Source organism: Streptomyces sp. NPDC057438 (assembly GCF_042802995.1).
In the GTDB taxonomy this organism is placed as follows: Bacteria; Actinomycetota; Actinomycetes; order Streptomycetales; family Streptomycetaceae; genus Streptomyces.
Genome location: NZ_JBHVDD010000008.1, coordinates 54,474 through 73,047 on the forward strand (window position 1 = coordinate 54,474; position 18,574 = coordinate 73,047).

The following is an 18,574-nucleotide window of genomic DNA, read 5'->3' on the forward strand; positions in this document are numbered from 1 at the left end:
CGACCGGGTCATCCAAGCGAGTGGGAGGCGGCCGGGCAAGTGCGGATGGCCCGGGCCGGGAGGTCGCGGGCGACGGCGTCAGCCTCGGGGGAAATCGGCGGTGGGCAGGACCAGGCCGAGGAGGGTGGTGGTCATGTCGACGTCGCCGCCGTAGGTGACCGACAGGTCGCTGATGTAGTCGCCGTCCTTGGGCTGGGTGAACAGACGGCACTTGCCCGTGTACGGATCGGCGATCAGGTAGACGGGGACCTCGGCCAGTGCGTACGCGGTCTTCTTGGGGCCGTAGTCGTTCCTGGCGGTGTCCTTGGAGATGACCTCGGCGATGAACTCGACGTCCTCGTGGCGCCGGCGGCCGTGGGAGTCCTTCTCGGCGTCGTCACGCAGCTTCGCCACGTCCGGGGCAAGGCCGTTCAGCTGGCCGAGGAAATCGATGCGGACGTCCGAGACGATGTTCACCCCCTTCCCGAAGGCCTCCAGGAGCGCCTGGAGGATCGCGAAGATGGTCTTCCAACGGGCATCCCGCTGCGGCGACATGGAGATGGTCCGCTCGACGATCTCTACCTTGTGGCGCTCCTCCTCGGCCGCCCCCTCGATCGAGGACGGCCGCGCAGTACAACGGTACGTACGGTGACGAGGGCACGACCGACGAAGGGGACACGGAGGCTACGCCTCCTCGTACGGTCCCCCCAGGTCCCACGCCTCGTGCATCGCGTTCGCGAAGGTCGCCGCGATCTTGTGTTCGCCGGAGGCGTTGGGGTGGGTGCCGTCGTAGGTGTCCCCGTGGATGTCGTACGACGGGGGCGGGGAGGCCAGGAGGAGGGGGGAGCGGGGTTCGTCGAGGTCGGCGGCGGTCTTGGCGAGGAGTTCGTTGAAACGGGCGACCTGGGCGGCGAAGGGGGCGTCGGACTCGGCGCGGACGTTGGGGGTGACCGGGAGGAGGACCATGCGGACGTGCGGGTTCGCCTCGCGGGCGGCCTCGACGAAGCGGCGGGTGTTCTCGGCGGTCTGCTCGGCGTTGGTGTAGAAGCCGAGGTCGATCAGGCCGAGGGAGACGAGGAGGACGTCCGCCCGGTGGGAGCGGACCGCGTCGGCGATCAGCGGGGCCATGTGCAGCCAGCCCTCGCCCCAGCCGGCGAGGTGCGCCCGGGGGAAGCGGGGGTCGGTCCCGGCGTACTCGTAGGACGTCGGGGCGTCCGTGGCCTTGTCGTGGAGCGTCTCGCGCGGTCCGACGATCTCGAAGGGGCCGTCGTACGTCGTGCGCAGGTGCTGCCAGAGCCGGTAGCGCCACGTGTGTTCGCCCGCGCTCCCGATCGTCATGGAGTCGCCTACGGGCATGAACCTGAGCATCCGCACATCATGAACGATCGCTACCGGCCGGTACGACCTCTCGCCACAGAAGACACCTGTGAACCCCGCCACGTGAGACGAGGGAGCATGGGCGGACGAAAGAGCAGGGGGCGCAGCCTCGGCTCTTTCAGGGGCGCGGGAACTGCGCGAGAAGCCCACCAGCCCGCACCCGCCCACTCACCCACCCCCCCACGGCGCTCCCCCACCCCACCCAGCGGAGCGAGATGGCAGGCTTGGGCCCATGCGCCGTCGCCCCCTCAACCGCCCTCACCCCCTCCGCCGGTTCCGCGCGCCCCGCGCCGGTCTCGCCGGTCTCGCCGCGGTCCTGCTCGCCGCCCTCCCGGCCGCGCCCGCGGCCGCCGACGAGGACGGCTTCACGATGAAGGACACCCGCATCACCGAGTCGAGCGGTCTCGCCGCGTCGCGTCAGCACCCGGGGGTCTACTGGACCCACAACGACAGCGACGACGGGGCGTTCCTCTACGCCGTGGACAGCAGGACGGGCGAGACGGTCGCCACGGTCACCCTGACGGGCGTCGGCACCCCGCGTGACGTCGAGGCGATCTCCATGGGCCCCGGCAACAAGCTCTACGTCGGTGACATCGGCGACAACCTGGGCGGCACCTGGGCGTACGTCTGGATCTACGAACTCCCGGAGCCGAAGGAGCTGAAGGACCAGACGATCAAGGCCACGCAGTACGTCGTCACGTACGAGGACGGGGCGCGGGACGCGGAGGCGCTGATGGTGCATCCGAAGACCGGGCGGGTCTACATCGCGGACAAGAACGAGGAGGGCGGATCGCTGTACGAGGGTCCGGCCGACCTCTCCTCCTCCGGCACGAACGTGTTCAGGAAGGTCGCCTCGGTCCCCGATCTGGAGGTCACCGACGGCGCGTTCTCGCCGGACGGCAAGCAGCTCGCCCTGCGCGCGTACTTCGGCGGCATCCTCTACGACTGGAACGGCGGCACAATCAAGAAGGTCGAGCGGCTGAACGTGCCCCTGCAGCGGCAGGGGGAGTCCGTCACCTTCGACACCGACGGCTCCAAGATCATGTACGGCAGCGAGGGATCGGGCAGCTCGGTCGTCGCGCGGGACGTGCCCGGCGACGGCTCCGGGAGCGGCGGCTCCGGGTCGTCGTCCTCCGGCGGGAAGGATTCCGGCGGCACGGCGGCGGACGGCGAAGGAACCAGCTCCACCTTCAAGGTCGGCGCGCTCGCCGTGGCCGGCGGGATCGTCGTCCTCTGGGGCTTCAGGCGGCTGCGGCGCCCGTCCTCCTGAGCCTCCTGAGTCACCCGCCTACTCGCCCCCGGCTGCCTCTCCGGCATCCCCGTCCTGCCCGGCCCCCGCCCCCGCGCGCCGTCGGTTCACGAGCATCTCCAGCCCGTCCAGGACGCGCTGCAACCCGAACTCGAAGTGGTCGAAGTCCGCGCCGAAGGCGTCCTCGGAGAGGCCGGCGAGGAGGGGGTAGCGGCCGGAGAGCATGAGCTGTTCGAGGACGGGCGCCTGGGCCTGCCAGAACTGCGCGTCGGTGAGGCCGGTGCGGTGTTCCGCCTCCTGGGCGTAGAGCTGGGTACGGGCGGCGCCGACGACGTAGCCGTCCACGGCGATGATCGCGGAGACCAGTTCGGGGTCGGTCAGCCCCATGGACTTGATGCGGGAGAGCACCTTCTCCATGCCCTCGAGGGCGCTCGGCCCGAGAACCGGGCGGGACTGGTTGACCTGCAGCAGCCAGGGGTGGCGCCGGTAGAGGGCGAGCGTGGCGCGGCCCATGGCCTCCAGGGCGGAGCGCCAGCCGTCGTCGCCGAGGTCGGCGGGGTTCTCGGAGGGCCGCTGGACACGGTCGAGCATCAGGTCCAGCAGTTCGCCCTTGCCGGGGAGATAGCGGTACAGGGACATGGTCCCGGTGCCGAGTTCGGTGGCGACCCGGCGCATGGAGAGGGCGTGCAGCCCCTCCGTGTCGGCGACCCGGACCGCCGCCTCCACGATCCGCTCCAGGGTGAGCCCCGGCTTCGGGCCGCGGCTGGGGCGCGGGCCGGTGTCCCAGAGCAGTTGCTGGGTGCGGACGATGTCGCCGCTGCCGCTGCTCTCCGTACCGCTCGCGGTGCCGGCCGCCGCACCGCTCTTGCCCCTAGTCATGGGCCCGAGTCTAAATCCTCGAGAAAAAACTGGGTACGTCGTACGCGAAATCGGGTACGGTGTACCCAGTTCTGATCCGGCGACGTCTGAAGGGGGACTCATGAGTGACGGGTACGCGGTCCGGGCCGAGGGTCTGGAGAAGCGGTACGGGGAGAAGCGCGCACTGGACGGCTTCGACCTCACCGTCCGCGAGGGCACGGTGCACGGCCTCCTCGGCCCGAACGGCGCGGGCAAGACCACCGCCGTACGCATCCTGTCCACGCTGCTGCGCCTGGACGGCGGCCGGGCGACGGTGGCCGGTCTGGACGTGGCGCGGCACCCACGTGAGGTGCGGGCCCGTATCGGGCTGACGGGCCAGTACGCCGCCGTGGACGAGGTGCTGACCGGCCGGCAGAACCTGGAGATGTTCGGCCGGCTGTTCCATCTCGGCGGGAAGCGGGCGAAGCTGCGCGCGGTCGAGCTGCTCGACCGGTTCGACCTCACCGACGCCGCGGACAAGGGTGTCGGCAAGTACAGCGGCGGCATGCGGCGCCGGCTCGACCTCGCCGCCTCGATGATCCTGGCGCCGTCGGTCCTCTTCCTCGACGAGCCGACGACCGGCCTCGACCCGCGCAGCCGGGGCGAAGTCTGGGAATCCGTAAGGGCGTTGGTCGCGAGCGGTACGACCGTGCTGCTCACCACGCAGTATCTGGAGGAGGCCGACCGGCTCGCCCAGCGCATCACCGTCATCGACCAGGGGCGGGCCATCGCGGACGACACCCCGGACGGGCTGAAGAGTACGGTCGGCGGCGACCGGATCGAGGTCGTCGTCGCCGAGCGCGCCGACATCCCGCGTGCGGTGAAGGTCGTCGCCCGGGTCTCGGACGGCGAACCGGAGTCGGACGAGACGGAGTTGCGTGTCCACGCGCACGTGACCGACCGCGTCTCGGCCCTCACCGAGGTGGCCCGCACCCTCCAGGACGAGGGCGTGCGGGTCGAGGACATCGGCCTGCGCAGGCCCAGCCTGGACGACGTGTTCCTGCGCCTGACGGGCCACCGCACGGAGAAGACCGCCGAGAACGACAAGGGGGCCGCCGCATGACCACCGTCGATCCGAACGCCGTCGCCGACAGGAGCGTCGCCGCGAGCGCCGTCGACCTGGACGTGTCGAGCGGGCACGGCCGTACGTACTGGGTGCTGGCCGACGTCTGGAACATCGTCCGCCGCGGCCTCACCCACTACCGGCGCCAACCGGTCAACATCGCCTGGCAGCTGGGCTTCCCGATCCTGTCCGTCCTGCTCTACGGCTATGTCTTCGGCAGCGCCATGCAGGTGCCCGGCGGCGGGGACTACCGGGACTTCCTGATGCCGGGCATGTTCGTGATGACCATGGCCTTCGGGTTCATCAACACGGCGACCCTCGTGGTCTACGACTCCACCAAGGGCGTCATCGACCGGTTCCGTTCCATGCCGATGGCGCCGACGGCGGTGGTCGCGGGGCGCGGGGTCACCGATCTCCTCGTCGCCTGCGCCGAGTTGGCCATCATGATGCTGACGGCCCTCGCGATGGGCTGGCGCCCGGAGGCGGGCCTCGGCTTCCTGGCCGCGTTCGGCCTGCTGCTCTGGCTGCGCTTCGCGCTCATCTGGGTCGGCGTCTGGCTGGGCCTGCTGGTCCCCAACCCGGAGGCGGCGGGCGGTCTCTTCGCGGTCGCGTTCCCGTTGACCATGATCTCCAGCATCTTCGTCGCCCCGCAGCTCATGCCCGACTGGCTGGGCTGGATCTCCGCCTGGAACCCGATCTCCTCCACGGCCGCCGCGACCCGCGACCTGTTCGGCACGCCGGTCGGCGGCGGTGACTCCTGGGTCGAGCAGCACGCGCTGCTGATGGCCGGGGTGTGGCCGGTGGTGCTCACGCTGGTCTTCCTGCCGCTGGCCGTGCGGAGGTTCCAGAAGCTGAGCCGGTGAGGCAGGGCCCCCGGGGAGCGGGACTCGGGGGCCTCGCGGGGAACACGGTCGGGGCGTCCGGTGCATCAGGTGATGCCGGACGCCTTGACGTGTTCATGCGATCTGTTTCCATGAGAGGTGCGGGGGTGGGAGCGCTCCCACCGGTTCCGGTCCCGCGCCTCCCGAGGAGGAAGCAGCGACATGTTCCGCAGCTTACGGAGAACCCTGGGCGCCCTGTGCGCGGCCGCCGCCCTGCTGCTGCCCCTGGCCGGCGGCACGCACCCGGCGGCGGCGGCCACCGCGCCGGACGCCGTCGCCGAGGCCGGGGCCGGCTACTGGCGCACCAGCGGCCGGCAGATCCTGGACGCGAGCGGCCAGTCCGTCCGGATCGCCGGCATCAACTGGTTCGGCTTCGAGACCGCCAACCACGTCCCCCACGGCCTCTGGTCCCGCGACTACAAGAGCATGATCGACCAGATGAAGTCGCTGGGCTACAACACCCTCCGCATGCCCTACAGCGACGACATCCTCAAGCCGGGCATGATGCCCGACAGCATCAACCACTCCGGCGGCAAGAACGCCGACCTCCAGGGCCTGACCTCGCTCCAGGTCCTGGACAAGATCGTCGCGTACGCCGGCCAGAGCGGACTGAAGGTCATCCTCGACCGCCACCGCCCGGACGCGGCGGGGCAGTCGGCGCTCTGGTACACCTCGGCCGTCCCCGAGACGACGTGGATCACCAACCTCAAGGCGCTGGCGACCCGCTACAAGGGGAACCCGACGGTCGTCGGCATCGACCTCCACAACGAGCCCCACGACCCGGCCTGCTGGGGCTGCGGCGACACGGCCAGGGACTGGCGCCTGGCCGCCCAGCGGGCCGGGAACGCGGTCCTGTCGGTCAACCCCGACCTGCTGATCCTCGTCGAGGGCGTCCAGACCTTCAACGGTGTCTCGGGCTGGTGGGGCGGCAACCTGATGGGCGTGGCGCAGTACCCGGTGCAACTCGACGTGGCGAACCGGGTGGTGTACTCGGCCCACGACTACGCCACCAGCGTCGCCCAGCAGGACTGGTTCAGCGATCCGTCCTTCCCGGCCAACATGCCGGGCATCTGGGACAAGTACTGGGGCTACATCTTCAAGCAGAACATCGCCCCGGTGTGGGTCGGCGAGTTCGGTACGACCCTCCAGTCCACGACCGACCAGAGGTGGCTGGCGGCCCTGGTGACCTACCTGCGCTCGACCTCCGCCCACGGCAACGACTCCTTCCACTGGACCTTCTGGTCCTGGAACCCCAACTCCGGTGACACCGGGGGCATCCTGAAGGACGACTGGCAGACCGTGGACACCGTCAAGGACGGCTACCTCGCGAGCATCAAGGCCCCGGGGTTCCCGCCGGGCGGGGGCACCGGCCCCGGTGACCCGGGAGGTCCCGGCGGCCCGGGCGGCGGCACGGCTGCCTGCACGGCCGCGTACACGGTCAGCAGCGACTGGGGCGGCGGCTTCAACGCCGAGGTGAAGGTCACCAACTCCGGCACGACCGCCCTCTCCTCCTGGAAGGTCACCTGGACCTGGCCGGGCTCCCAGCGGGTGACGAACATGTGGAACGCGTCCTACACCCAGAGCGGCGCGACGGTCACCGCGACCAACGCCGCGCACAACGGCACGGTCGCCGCGGGCGCCTCGGCGAGCTTCGGCTTCGGGGGCGCGCCCGGGGGCGGGGGTGCGCCGAGTGTGAGTTGTACGGCCACGTGACGAGCGGGGTGTGGGAGGGCGCCCGGTGCATCCACCGGGCGCCCTCGCCGACGGTCCGACGGGGTCCGGAGTGAACTGTCCGTATTGGTGCAACCGCCCCTTTCTGTGCGGCGTTTGAGAGTAAGCAATGACTCAATTCAGTCAAGTCTTGGTCGAATGAGTTATTGCGGGGCGTCCTCTTCGGGAACCATGCGGCACTGGGCCGCGAACCTCGCGGACCTGAACCCCCCATCGTTCAGAGAGAACTTCATGAGAAGAAGCGCAGCCGTGCTGTGCGGCGCCGGCGTCGTTCTGGCCGGGACGCTCAGCGCCGTACCCGCCAACGCCAGCGGGTCGCCCTCCGCGAACACCGTCCAGGCCGCCGTCGCGAAGGTCGCCTGGAAGAAGTGCGCCACCGACAACGCGCCGACGCTGCAGTGCGGCACGGTGAAGGTGCCACTCGACTACGCGAAGCCCAGCGGGAAGAAGATCACGCTGGCGCTGTCCCGCGTGCCGCACACCTCGAAGACGTTCCAGGGCCCGCTGCTGGTCAACCCCGGCGGCCCCGGTGGCAGCGGTACGGATCTGGCGGCGTTCGTCGCCTCCTCGCTGCCGAAGAAGGTGGCCGCGCAGTACGACGTCATCGGCTTCGACCCGCGTGGCGTGGGCCAGAGCAAGCCCGCCCTGGACTGCAAGCCGGGCTACTTCGACCCGGTGCGTCCGGACTCCGTGCCGAGCACGTCCGCGATCGAGAAGGCCAACGTCGAGCGCGCCCAGTCCTTCGCCAAGGCCTGCGGCACGAAGTACAAGGACGTCCTGCCGTACATCAACACGATCAGCGCCGTGAAGGACCTGGACTCGATCCGTAAGTCCCTCGGCGCGAAGAAGATCAACTACTTCGGCTACTCGTACGGCACCTACCTCGGCGCGGTCTACGCCAAGCTGTACCCGACGCGGGTGCGGCGCCTGGTGCTCGACTCGATCGTCGACCCGACGGGTGTCTGGTATCGGGACAACCTCGACCAGGACTACGCCTTCGACAAGCGCCACAAGGCGTTCATGAAGTGGATCGCCAAGAACAACGCCACCTACAAGCTCGGCACCGACGCCAAGAAGATCGAGGCGAAGTGGTACGCGATGCGTGCCGCCCTCGCCAAGAAGCCGGTGGGCGGCAAGGTGAAGGTGGGCGCCTCGGAGCTGGAGGACACCTTCATCCCCGGCGGCTACTACAACGGCTACTGGCCGTTCCTCGCCGAGGCGTTCGCCGCCTACGTGGGCGACAAGAACTCCGACCCGCTGGTCGAGGCGTACCAGAACTTCGCCGCGATCGACTCCTCCGGGGACAACGGCTACAGCGTCTACACCTCGGTGCAGTGCCGTGACGCCGCCTGGCCGCGTGACTGGGACAAGTGGACCAAGGACAACTGGGCGGTCCACAAGAAGGCCCCGTTCATGGCCTGGAACAACGCCTGGTACAACGCGCCGTGCGCGTTCTGGCCGACCAAGTCGCTGAAGCCGGTGAACATCGCCAACTCCAAGCTGCCTCCGGCGCTGCTGTTCCAGGCGACGGACGACGCGGCCACCCCGTACCAGGGTGGTGTGACCGTCCACAAGCTGCTGAAGAACTCCAGCCTGGTCGTCGAGCAGGGCGGCGGCAACCACGGCATCACGCTGAGCGGCAACAGCTGCCTCGACAAGTACCTGGCGACGTACCTGACCAACGGCAAGGTGCCGCACGGCAAGGGCACGGCCGACGCCACCTGCAAGAAGCTGGCCGACCCGAAGCCGGCGGCCGCCGAGCAGTCGGCGCAGTCGACGCTGAGCACGGCCCCGGGTGCCGCCGCGACGAGCGGTGAGACCCTGCACGGCATACTCGGCTTCCGCGGCTGAGCATCGCCGCTCAACGGCAACGAGAAGGGCGCCCGGCACATGCTGCCGGGCGCCCTTCGGTGTCGTACGGGACGGAGTGCTACAGCTTCTCGATCACGTAGTCGACGCACTTCGTCAGCGCCTCGACGTCCGCCGGGTCGATGGCCGGGAACATGGCGACGCGGAGCTGGTTGCGGCCGAGCTTGCGGTACGGCTCGGTGTCGACGATGCCGTTGGCGCGCAGGACCTTGGCGACGGTCGCCGCGTCGATCTCGTCCGAGAAGTCGATCGTGCCGATGACCTGGGACCGCTTGGCCGCGTCCGCGACGAACGGGCTCGCGTACTTGCTCTCCTCCGCCCAGGTGTACAGGCGGGTCGAGGAGTCCTTCGTCCGGGCCGTGGACCAGCTCAGACCGCCCTGGCCGTTGATCCACTTCAGCTGCTGGTCGAGGAGGAAGAGGGTGGCCAGCGCCGGGGTGTTGTACGTCTGGTTCTTGCGGGAGTTGTCGATCGCCGTGGGGAGGCTGAAGAACTCCGGGATGTGGCGGCCGGAGGCGTGGATCCGCTCGGCGCGCTCGATGGCGGCCGGGGAGAAGACGCCGATCCACAGGCCGCCGTCGGAGGCGAAGGACTTCTGCGGGGCGAAGTAGTAGACGTCCGTCTCGGCGATGTCGACGGGCAGGCCGCCGGCGCCGGAGGTGGCGTCGACCAGGACGAGGGCGCCCTCGTCGGCACCGGACACGCGCTTGATCGGGGCGGCGACACCGGTGGAGGTCTCGTTGTGCGTGTAGGCGTAGACGTCGACGCCCGCCTCGGCGGCCGGCTCCGGGTGCGTGCCCGGGTCGGACGAGACGACCGTCGGCTCGGCGAGCCAGGGGGCGAGCTTGGCGGCCTTGGCGAACTTCGAGCTGAACTCGCCGAAGGTCAGGTGCTGGCTCTTGTTCTCGATCAGGCCGTGGGTCGCGACGTCCCAGAAGGCCGTGGAGCCGCCGTTGCCGAGGACGACCTCGTAGCCCTCGGGCAGGGAGAACAGCTCGCTGATGCCCTCACGGACCTGGCCGACCAGGTTCTTCACCGGGGCCTGGCGGTGGGAGGTGCCGAGCAGGGAGGTGCCGGTCGCGGCCAGCGCGTCCAGCGCCTCCGTCCGCACCTTGGAGGGGCCCGCGCCGAAACGTCCGTCGGCGGGCTTGATGTCAGCGGGGATCTGGATATCAGCCACGGGCATGGAGCCTAGCGGCTCCGTGAAACGCGGGCGAAACGTCGTCCGTCGGGTGAGACGGGGTGCGGGTCCGTCGTCGGGTGCGGGTGAGCGGGGGCTGGTCGCGCAGTTCCCCGCGCCCCTGAATGCCCAGTCCCCGCGGCCCTGAGAGGGCGGGCCGGTGTCGGGCCTGAAAAGCGGTGGGCGCAGCCCCTGCTTTTCAGGAGCGCGGGGAACTGCGCGACCAGCCCCCACCGGGCGGACGTCTGAGGGTCGAAGGGGCGCAGCCCCTGATGGGGGCACCTCCCGCTCGAGCGCAGCCGAGAGTGGGGGAGGGACGGGTAGGGGCGGCGGGGCGGGAAACCCGGCGTCAAACCCCCCGCACGGGCCCGGGCGAGAACCGCACCGGCAGCCCCACCAGCCCCCTCAGCCACGGAGACGCCCGCCGCCCCAGGGACGAGGACGGCACCGCGAGATCCATGTCCGGAAGCCGGTCCAGGACCACTTCGATACCCGTACGGGCGATGACCTCGGCCGTCTCCTGGGCCGGGAACGGACAGCGGTGCTCCCCGTGCCCGAACGAGAAGTGCGCGTTGTTGCCCCCGGTGAGCCCGTCCCCCCACGTCCGCACACGCGGGTCCGAGTTGGCCCCCTGCAGCCCCAGCAGAACCAGATCACCCGCACGGAGGACCCGCCCGCCGAGCCGGGTGTCACGGGTGGTCCAGCGCCCGGCCGCGTTCTGGATGGGCGCGTCCTCCCACAGCACCTCGTTCATCGCCTCGGCCACACTGCTGCGCCCGCCGAACAGCGACGCCGCGAAACGGTCGTCCGTCAGCATCAGGTGCAGGGAGTTCCCGATCCAGTCGGCGGTCGGCTGGTGCCCGACCGCCAGCATCACCATCACGTCGTGAGTGACCTCCTCGACCGTCACCTCGTACGCACCCGCCCGCGCCAGGAGCCGGGAGACCACGTCGTCGCCGGGCTGCCGCAGGCGCTCCGACACCAGTCGGTCCATCGCCGTACGCAGATACCCCTCCGCCGCCATCGCCCGGTCCTGCCCGTCGAGGATGTCGTTCAGCGCGGCCACGAGACCGGGACCGTGCTCCTCCCGGAACCCGAAGAGGTACGCCAGCACCCGCACCGGCAGGAGCGCCGCGAACTGCCCCACCAGATCGGCCGCGCCCACCCCGCACACCGCGTCGATCAACTCGTCCGCGAACCGCTCGGCATGGCCGCGCAGTTCGAGCGGCTCGACCGCCTCCAGCGCCTCCTCGATCAGCGCGGCACGCTGCCGGTGTCGATCGCCGGTCGTGCCGAGCACCGAGGGCTGCCGCGGACTGATCACGGGGAGCAGCGGCCAGTCGGCCGGGATGTTCCGCCACTGGTTCCACAGCCCGGAGTCCCGGCTGAACAGCTCCGGATCGCTGGTCACCTGGTGCAGCTCGCTGTAGCCGAGCACCAGCCACGCCGGTACGTCCCCGTCGAGCAGCACGGGCACCACCTCGCCGTGTTCCCGCCGCAGATCCCGGTACAGCGGGGCGGGCGCGCCCCGGAAGCGCCCACCGGAGAGCAGGACGGGGACGGACGCGGACGGCGGCGGGAGCGGGGGCGTGGGGAACGGCTGGTCGTCGCCGTTCTCAGAGGTTGCGAAGTCCAACTAACACCTGCTCCAGGATGTCCGGATCGATCAGCGTGGCCTGGTTCGGATGCCGGGCGCTGACCCGGCCGGCCGAGAGGAGGTCGGAGAGCAGCACCTTCGTGATGCTCACCGGCAGCCGCAGCTCGGCGGCGATCTCCACGACCGCCGTCGGCCGCTCCGTCAGCCGCAGGATCGCCACGTGCTCCGACTGCATGCCCGGCAGCGGCTGGCTCTCGGCCACCACCAGGGTCATCAGGTCGAACGGCGTTCCAGCCGAACGGCTGCGTCCCCCGGTGAGCGTGTAGAGCCGGTCGGGCAGGTCGTCCCTGCCGGGCCGGCTCATGACGTACGGGGCGCCAGAGCCGTAGCCGCGGTCGTCGTCGTGGCGGTGGTCGCGGCGCCGCCGCTCGTGACCGTCGTGCTCGTGGTGCCCGTCGTGCCCGAGCCGGTCGGCCGGCGCGGCTTCGCGCTCAGGTGCTCGCCCAGCTGTTCGATCAGCTCGCTCATGTTGTGGCCGACGAGGCCCGCGTCGGCCTCCTCGTCCGTCACCACGGCCAGATGCGCGCCCTCGCCCGCCTCCACGACGAACAGGACCCCGCCGTGGAACTCCGCCATCGCCGACCGTACGCGTCCGCTGCCGTCGCCGAACTCCACGGACGCCCCGTGGGAGAGCGACTGGATACCGGCGGCGATCGCGGAGAGCTGGTCGGCCCGGTCGACGGACAGCTCGGGCGTACGGCACAGCCTCAGGCCGTCCCGGGAGAGGACGAGCGCGTGCCGGGCGCCCGGGGTGCGTTCCAGCAGCCCCTCCATGAGCCAGGTGAGCCTGTCGTCGGCGGTGGTGCCGATACCGGTACCGGTCATGGGGTGGGGTCGCCTTCCAGGTGGGGGTGCGAGCGCGGGTCCGGGGCGGGGAGCCGCTCTCCGGCCGGGTCGGGGTCCGGGCCGGGGTCGTGGTCGGGGTGGGACGGGGCGGGCAGGGACGCGGAGGCGGTGGCGCCGTCCGGGGCGGGACGGGTGTCCCGTACGGGTTCCCAGACCGGTTCCGGAACGGGCTCCCGTGCGGGCTCCTGCGCGGGCTCCCAGGCCGGTTCCCGTACGGGGTCCAGCTCCCATCCGGCCTCCCGTGCGGGGTCCGGTGCCCAGGGAAGCTCGGCGGCCGCCTCCGCCTGCCAGGCCGCCTCCTTCACCGCCTCCGGCTCCCACGCGAGTCCCCGCGACGGCTCGGGCTCCCAGCCGGTCTCCCGCACGGGCGGCCCGGACTCCCAGGCGGGCTCCGCCACGGGTTCGGGTCCGGGCTCCCACGCCGCACCACCGGCCACCGCGCCCCACTCGGACTCCCGCACGGGCTCCAACTCCGGCTGCCGCACGGTCTCGGCGGGCGGGGCGGTGTCCCGTACGGGTTCCAGGGCGGCGGCCGGATCGGGTGCGGCCGGGGTGTCCGGCACGTCCGGGGAGGCATCGTTCCCCGCGGCCGTCCCCTGGACGAACGCCTGGTCCAGCCCGCCGCCCGTGCCCCGCACCGCGCGGCGGAAGCTGCTGAAACGGACCGCCCCGCTGCCGGCGTCCTCGGCGGGCCGGGAGGTCCGTGCCGGCCGGGCGGCGTCGGCGGCGGCCTGGGTGCGCGCCTCCGCGTCGGCGAGTGACTGGCCGCGCCGGCGCCGGGGGAGGCCGTCGGAGGGGGCGGGGGCCTCGTCCGGGACGCCCGGCGCGGGCGTGCCGCCGGAGTCGGACGCGTATTCCCCGGTGCCGAATTCGGAGCTGAGCGACGAGCTGAACGGCGAACCGGACCACGAACCGGACGAGGAGCCGAACGGCGAGCCCGAGGGGGAGCCCGGCGAGGAACCGGCCGCCGGTGCGCCGGCCGGGGTGTCGGAGGCGACGGCCGGGCCAGGTGGCGGTGTCCCGTACCGGTAGCCGGACAGGGAGTCGATCAGGGCGTCGGCCACCGGGTCGGCGACCGGGGCGGCAGGGGCGTCCGTCGGGAACTCGTGGGTGGGCGTCGGCTCGGCGTCCAGGTCGTGCGGGGCGCGCACGCCCGCGTAGGGCGAGCAGGCGGGCGCGGACCCCGTGGAGGGCGCAGTCGTGGGGGCCGTGGGGATCGTGCTCGCCAGGACGTCCTGCGGGATGAGCATCAGCACGCCCGTGCCGCCGCGTGCGGACGGGCGGAAGGAGATCCGCAGGCCGTGCTTGCGGGCGAGGCGGCCGACGACGGCGAGGCCGAGACGGGTGCCGGACAGGCTCGCCAGATCGGTCGCCTCGCCCGACACGGCACGTTCGGCGCGCCGGAGCTGGACGTCGCCCATGACGAGCCCGGAGTCCTCGACGGAGATGATCGCGCCGGCCGGGACCTCCTCGACGTACACATGGACCTCGGCGGTCGGCGGCGAGAAGTTGGCCGCGTTGTCGAGGAGTTCGGCGAGCGCGTGCATGACGCCCTCGGCGGCGTGACCGGCGACGGCGGCCTCGCTGGAGGAGTGCAGCCGGACCCGGCGGTAGGCGCCGATCCGGCCCATCGCACCGCGCAGGATCGACTCCATCGGGATCGGGCGAGCCCAGCGGCGGCCCGAGCGGGCGCCCGCGAGGACGGCGACGGAGTCGGCGAGGCGGCCCGCCTGGGCGGTGCGGTGGTCGAGGTGGAGGAGGTCGGCGAGGACGTCCTCGTCGGCGTGACGTTCCTCCATGGCGCGGAGGTCGGCGAGCGTGCCGGTGGCGAGGGCCTGCATCCGGCCGGCCACGTTGGCGGTGACGGCGAGGAGGGCGGACCGCTCGGTCTCGGCCTGTCTGGCGCGTTCCGAGAGCAGGCACCGCTCCTGGGTGATCTCCTCCGCCGTACGGTCCCGTTCGTCGGACAGCCGTTCGCGCTCGCGCTCGGACTCCGTCGTCAGCCGCGCCCGTTCCCGGGCGAACTCGGCCGCGATCCGCGCCCGCTCCTGGACGAACTCCTCGGTCAGCCGCCCGCGTTCCTGCGCGAACTCCTCGGCCGTCCGCGCCCGTTCCCGCAGCAGCAGGCCGGTCTCCTGGGAGACGGCGTTCAGCCGTTGGCGCAGCAGGCGCACCGTCGCGCGCGCGTGCACGGCGACCGCGACGGCGGCCGTGAGCAGCAGCGCGGCCGCGCCGGCGCCCCCGGCGAGGGGCAGGCGCACGGACTGCGGCGCCACCGCGACCGCGGCCCCGGCGGCGGTCGCGGAGAGCAGGGCGGTCACCAGGACGACGGGAAGGACTGAGCGCGGGGCGGGGCGTTCGCCTGGTGAGCGAGGGGAGCTGGGCGCGGTCATCGGCTGGTGTCCTCGGTCGGTTCTGAACTCGGTAACTCAGTCGGTTCCTGAATTCGGTAACTCGGTCGGTCCCTGAACGAGAAGCGACGTCTGGTGCTCAATTGGGCGTCACTATATGGGAGTTCGTGACGGGGGTTGGCCGGTTTCCGGTTAGCTCTCCGGAATCAAGCCAACGTGCCCGGTGAGCGGCGCGCCGCCTTTCGGCCCGTCGCGCCGTCGCCTCGTCGTCACTGTCAGTGGTCGGGTGCATCCTGGGACGCATGACGGAACTCGGGGGCAGGACGGGCGGCGCGCGTGCGGGCGCGCGGATCCCGGCAGGTGACGCGGACGCGGCGGCACTGCGGACCGCGCTGCCGGCCGCGCTGCGGGCGGCCGGCGTGCGCGGCGAGGCCGACTTCGGCGTGACGGCCCGCGCGCTGACGACCATGGACGCGTCCAACTACCGGCGGGTGCCGCTCGGCGTGGTCGCGCCCCGGGACGCGGACGACGTGGCGGCCGTCCTGTCCGTGTGCCGGGAGCACGGCGTCCCCGTCGTCGCGCGTGGCGGCGGCACGTCGATCGCCGGACAGGCCACGGGCACCGGCGTGGTGCTGGACCTCACCCGCCACATGAACCGGCTGGTCTCCCTCGACCCCGGGGCGCGCACGGCGGTCGTCCAGCCGGGCCTGGTCCTGGACCGGCTCCAGGAGGCCGCCGCCCCGCACGGCCTCCGCTTCGGCCCCGACCCCTCCACCCACAGCCGCTGCACCCTCGGCGGCATGATCGGCAACAACTCCTGCGGCGCGCACTCGGTCGCCTGGGGCACGACGGCCGACAACGTGCGCACACTGTCGGTGACCGGTGCCAGGGGTGACGCGCGGCGGCTCGGGCAGGGCTGGGAAGGCGCGCCGGACGGCCTCCGCCCGCTGGTGGAGCGAGATCTGGCCCGCCTGCGCACCGGCTTCCCCGACCTCCCCCGCCGTATCTCCGGCTACGCCCTCGACGCCCTCCTCCCGGAGAACGGCGCGGACGTGGCCCGCTCCTTCTGCGGCTCCGAGGGCACGCTCGGGGTGCTCACGGAAGCGGTCGTCCGCCTCGTCGAGGCACCCCGCGCGCGTGCCCTCGCCGTCCTGGCGTACGCCGACGAGAGCGCGGCGGCGCAGGCGGCCCCCGGCCTGCTCCCGCACCGCCCACTCACGGTGGAGGGCATGGCCGCTGACCTCGTCCCGGCGGGAACGGCCGGCCTCCCGGCGGGCGGGGCCTGGCTGTTCGTGGAGACGGGCGGCGCCACGCCCGCCGAGGCGCGGGCGCGCGCCGGCACGGTCGTCCGCGCGGCGGACGCGGACGGCACGCTCGTGGATTCCCTGGTGGTGACGGACGCCGCCGCCCAGCGCGCGCTGTGGCGCGTCCGCGAGGACGCGAGCGGTACGGCGACCCGGATGCCCGACGGCACGGAGGCGTGGCCGGGCTGGGAGGACTGCGCGGTGCCACCGGCCCGGCTCGGCGCCTACCTGAAGGACTTCCGGGGCCTGCTGCGCGCCCACGGCCTGCGGGGTGCGCCGTACGGCCACTTCGGTGACGGCTGCATCCACGTCCGCATCGACTTCGACCTGCTGACCCCGGCGGGCATCGCCCGCTTCCGCCGCTTCTCCGAGGAAATGGCCGAACTGGTCACCTCGCACGGCGGCTCCCTCTCCGGGGAACACGGCGACGGACAGGCCCGCGCCGAACTCCTGCCGACGATGTACGGGCCCGAGATGGTCCGGCTGTTCGAGCGGGTGAAGGGGGTCTGGGACCCCGACGACCTCCTCAACCCCGGCATGCTCGTCCGCCCGGCCCCGCTCGACGCGAACCTGCGCTTCGCGGTCCTGCCGCGCACCCCCGTGCCGGTGGAGTTCGCCTACCCGGACGACGGCGGGGACTTCTCGGCGGCGGTCCGGCGCTGCGTGGGCGTCGCCAAGTGCCGTACGGCCGAGGTGAGTCCGGCGTCCGGGGCCGTCATGTGCCCCTCCTTCCGCGCGACGGGGCAGGAGGAGCACTCCACCCGGGGCCGGGCCCGCCTGCTGCACGAGATGCTGGCCGGCGAGGTGGTCACCGACGGCTGGCGCTCACCGGAGGTACGGGACGCCCTCGACCTCTGTCTGTCCTGCAAGGGCTGCCGCTCCGACTGCCCGGTCGGCGTCGACATGGCCACGTACAAGGCGGAGTTCCTCCACCACCACTACGCCGGCCGCCGCCGCCCGGCCGCCCACCACACGATGGGCCGGCTGCCGCTCTGGCTCGGCCTGGTCGCCCGTACGCGCACGGCCGCACTGGTCAACCTCCTCGCCGGCGTACGCCCCGTGGCCGCGCTGGCGAAACGGCTGGGCGGGATCGCGGGGGAGCGGGAGCTGCCCCGGCTCGCGCGGGTGCCGTTCACGCGGTGGTACGAGCGGTGGTACGAGGGGACGCCCGGGGAGCGGCGCGAGGAGGTCGGGGGCCCGGCCGGTGCCCACGAGGCGCCCACGACCGTGCTCCTGTGGACGGACACCTTCACGGAGCACCTCTCGCCGTCCGTGGGGCAGGCGGCGCTGAAGGTGCTGGAGGCGGCGGGTCTGCGGGTGATCGTGCCGCCGACGCCGTGGGCGAAGCGGGGCCCCGTCCGGGCGCGGCGGGCGGACGGGGTCCGACGGGAGGCCGGGGGCGAAGAGACCGCCGTCGCCCGGCCACGGCCCACCCGCGCCCTGTTCGCGTCGCGCGGGGCCCGGGTCTGCTGCGGCCTGACCTACATCTCGACGGGCCAGCTCGACCGGGCCCGCGCGGTACTGCGCCGCACCCTCGACCGGCTGGACATGCTCGACGCGCTCATCAGCCCCGGACCGCGGCGGCGGCCGGACGACGAGGACCCGGGCCTCGCCCCACCACCCGCCCTGCCCGTCGTGGTCCTCGAACCGAGCTGCGCGGCGACGCTCCGCACCGACCTGCCCGAACTGCTCCCCGACGACCCCCGGGCCCACCGGCTCGCCGCCTCGGTCCTCACCTTCGCGGAGGCGCTCGAACGCCACGCCCCGCACTGGACCCCGCCCGTCATCGGCCGCCCGGTGACCGGCCAGACCCACTGCCACCAGCACGCGGTCCTGGGCGACACCCCCGACCGCCGCCTGCGCACCGCGGCCGGCCTCACCGGCGACCTCAGCGGAGGCTGCTGCGGCCTCGCCGGCAACTTCGGCTTCGAGAAGGGCCACTACGAGGTCTCGGTGGCCTGCGCGGAGGACCAGCTCCTCCCGGCGGTACGGGACGCGACCCCCGGCACGCTGATCCTGGCGGACGGCTACTCCTGCCGGACCCAGCTGGACCAGCTGGCGGGCAGACGGGGGCTGCACCTGGCGGAAGTGCTGGCGGAGGGGTTGGACGATGCGGACGGATCACACGGGTCGTCACAGGGATCGCCCGGGTGAGGCAGCACCGGAGAGCATCGGACCGAGGCACCGGCA

At 72.3% G+C, this 18,574-nt stretch carries 13 protein-coding genes and 1 pseudogene; 6 read left to right on the plus strand and 8 right to left on the minus strand.

Features of this window, described 5'->3' with window-relative positions:
• Nucleotides 1–78: 78 nt before the first annotated feature.
• A complete protein-coding gene (locus tag ACFU5F_RS07415) occupies nucleotides 79–594 on the minus strand; it encodes a Uma2 family endonuclease (RefSeq protein WP_383883469.1) in 516 nt (171 codons plus the stop codon).
• A 69-nt stretch (nucleotides 595–663) separates the two neighbouring features.
• Nucleotides 664–1,347, minus strand: coding sequence for an SGNH/GDSL hydrolase family protein (locus ACFU5F_RS07420; RefSeq protein ID WP_383883266.1), 684 nt, complete (start codon nucleotides 1,345–1,347; stop codon nucleotides 664–666).
• A gap of 241 nt (nucleotides 1,348–1,588) precedes the next feature.
• On the opposite strand from ACFU5F_RS07420, the gene ACFU5F_RS07425 reads away from it, so the two are divergent.
• Nucleotides 1,589–2,626 (plus strand): WD40 repeat domain-containing protein, encoded by a 1,038-nt coding sequence (locus ACFU5F_RS07425; protein ID WP_383883268.1) that lies wholly within the window; start codon nucleotides 1,589–1,591, stop codon nucleotides 2,624–2,626.
• A gap of 18 nt (nucleotides 2,627–2,644) precedes the next feature.
• Here ACFU5F_RS07425 and ACFU5F_RS07430 read toward each other — a convergent pair whose 3' ends face one another.
• Nucleotides 2,645–3,484: a TetR/AcrR family transcriptional regulator gene (locus ACFU5F_RS07430; RefSeq protein WP_383883271.1), complete on the minus strand. Its 840-nt coding sequence runs from the start codon at nucleotides 3,482–3,484 to the stop codon at nucleotides 2,645–2,647.
• Between the two features lie 100 nt (nucleotides 3,485–3,584).
• Here ACFU5F_RS07430 and ACFU5F_RS07435 point away from each other — a divergent pair, with 100 nt between their 5' ends.
• The 4 genes from ACFU5F_RS07435 to ACFU5F_RS07450 all read left to right on the plus strand — a co-directional run bounded on the left by ACFU5F_RS07435 (nucleotide 3,585) and on the right by ACFU5F_RS07450 (nucleotide 9,028).
• Complete coding sequence (locus ACFU5F_RS07435; protein ID WP_383883274.1) at nucleotides 3,585–4,565, plus strand: ATP-binding cassette domain-containing protein; 981 nt, start codon at nucleotides 3,585–3,587, stop codon at nucleotides 4,563–4,565.
• Entirely contained in the window at nucleotides 4,562–5,428 is an 867-nt protein-coding gene (locus ACFU5F_RS07440) for an ABC transporter permease (protein ID WP_383883277.1), read from the plus strand. The genes ACFU5F_RS07435 and ACFU5F_RS07440 overlap by 4 nt, the downstream gene beginning before the upstream one ends.
• Before the next feature lie 180 nt (nucleotides 5,429–5,608).
• The gene (locus tag ACFU5F_RS07445; protein ID WP_383883280.1) at nucleotides 5,609–7,159 is read left to right on the plus strand and encodes a cellulase family glycosylhydrolase; all 1,551 of its coding nucleotides are present in this window, start codon (nucleotides 5,609–5,611) and stop codon (nucleotides 7,157–7,159) included.
• A gap of 249 nt (nucleotides 7,160–7,408) precedes the next feature.
• Nucleotides 7,409–9,028, plus strand: coding sequence for an alpha/beta hydrolase (locus ACFU5F_RS07450; RefSeq protein ID WP_383883283.1), 1,620 nt, complete (start codon nucleotides 7,409–7,411; stop codon nucleotides 9,026–9,028).
• Nucleotides 9,029–9,107: 79 nt separating this feature from the next.
• Here ACFU5F_RS07450 and serC read toward each other — a convergent pair whose 3' ends face one another.
• From serC to ACFU5F_RS07475, 5 genes and pseudogenes are all read right to left on the minus strand, one after another.
• A complete protein-coding gene (gene serC / locus ACFU5F_RS07455; protein ID WP_383883285.1) occupies nucleotides 9,108–10,226 on the minus strand; it encodes a phosphoserine transaminase in 1,119 nt (372 codons plus the stop codon).
• A 349-nt stretch (nucleotides 10,227–10,575) separates the two neighbouring features.
• Nucleotides 10,576–11,862, minus strand: coding sequence for a cytochrome P450 (locus tag ACFU5F_RS07460; RefSeq protein ID WP_383883288.1), 1,287 nt, complete (start codon nucleotides 11,860–11,862; stop codon nucleotides 10,576–10,578).
• A complete protein-coding gene (locus ACFU5F_RS07465) occupies nucleotides 11,843–12,187 on the minus strand; it encodes a DUF742 domain-containing protein (RefSeq protein WP_383883291.1) in 345 nt (114 codons plus the stop codon). The genes ACFU5F_RS07460 and ACFU5F_RS07465 overlap by 20 nt, the downstream gene beginning before the upstream one ends.
• 113 nt (nucleotides 12,188–12,300) lie before the next feature.
• A pseudogene (locus ACFU5F_RS07470) lies at nucleotides 12,301–12,708 on the minus strand (roadblock/LC7 domain-containing protein); the annotation flags it as partial.
• Nucleotides 12,705–15,122 (minus strand): ATP-binding protein, encoded by a 2,418-nt coding sequence (locus tag ACFU5F_RS07475; RefSeq protein ID WP_383883294.1) that lies wholly within the window; start codon nucleotides 15,120–15,122, stop codon nucleotides 12,705–12,707. The gene ACFU5F_RS07475 and the pseudogene ACFU5F_RS07470, both read right to left, overlap by 4 nt.
• A gap of 260 nt (nucleotides 15,123–15,382) precedes the next feature.
• Here ACFU5F_RS07475 and ACFU5F_RS07480 point away from each other — a divergent pair, with 260 nt between their 5' ends.
• Nucleotides 15,383–18,538: an FAD-binding and (Fe-S)-binding domain-containing protein gene (locus ACFU5F_RS07480; protein WP_383883296.1), complete on the plus strand. Its 3,156-nt coding sequence runs from the start codon at nucleotides 15,383–15,385 to the stop codon at nucleotides 18,536–18,538.
• Nucleotides 18,539–18,574: the final 36 nt, after the last annotated feature.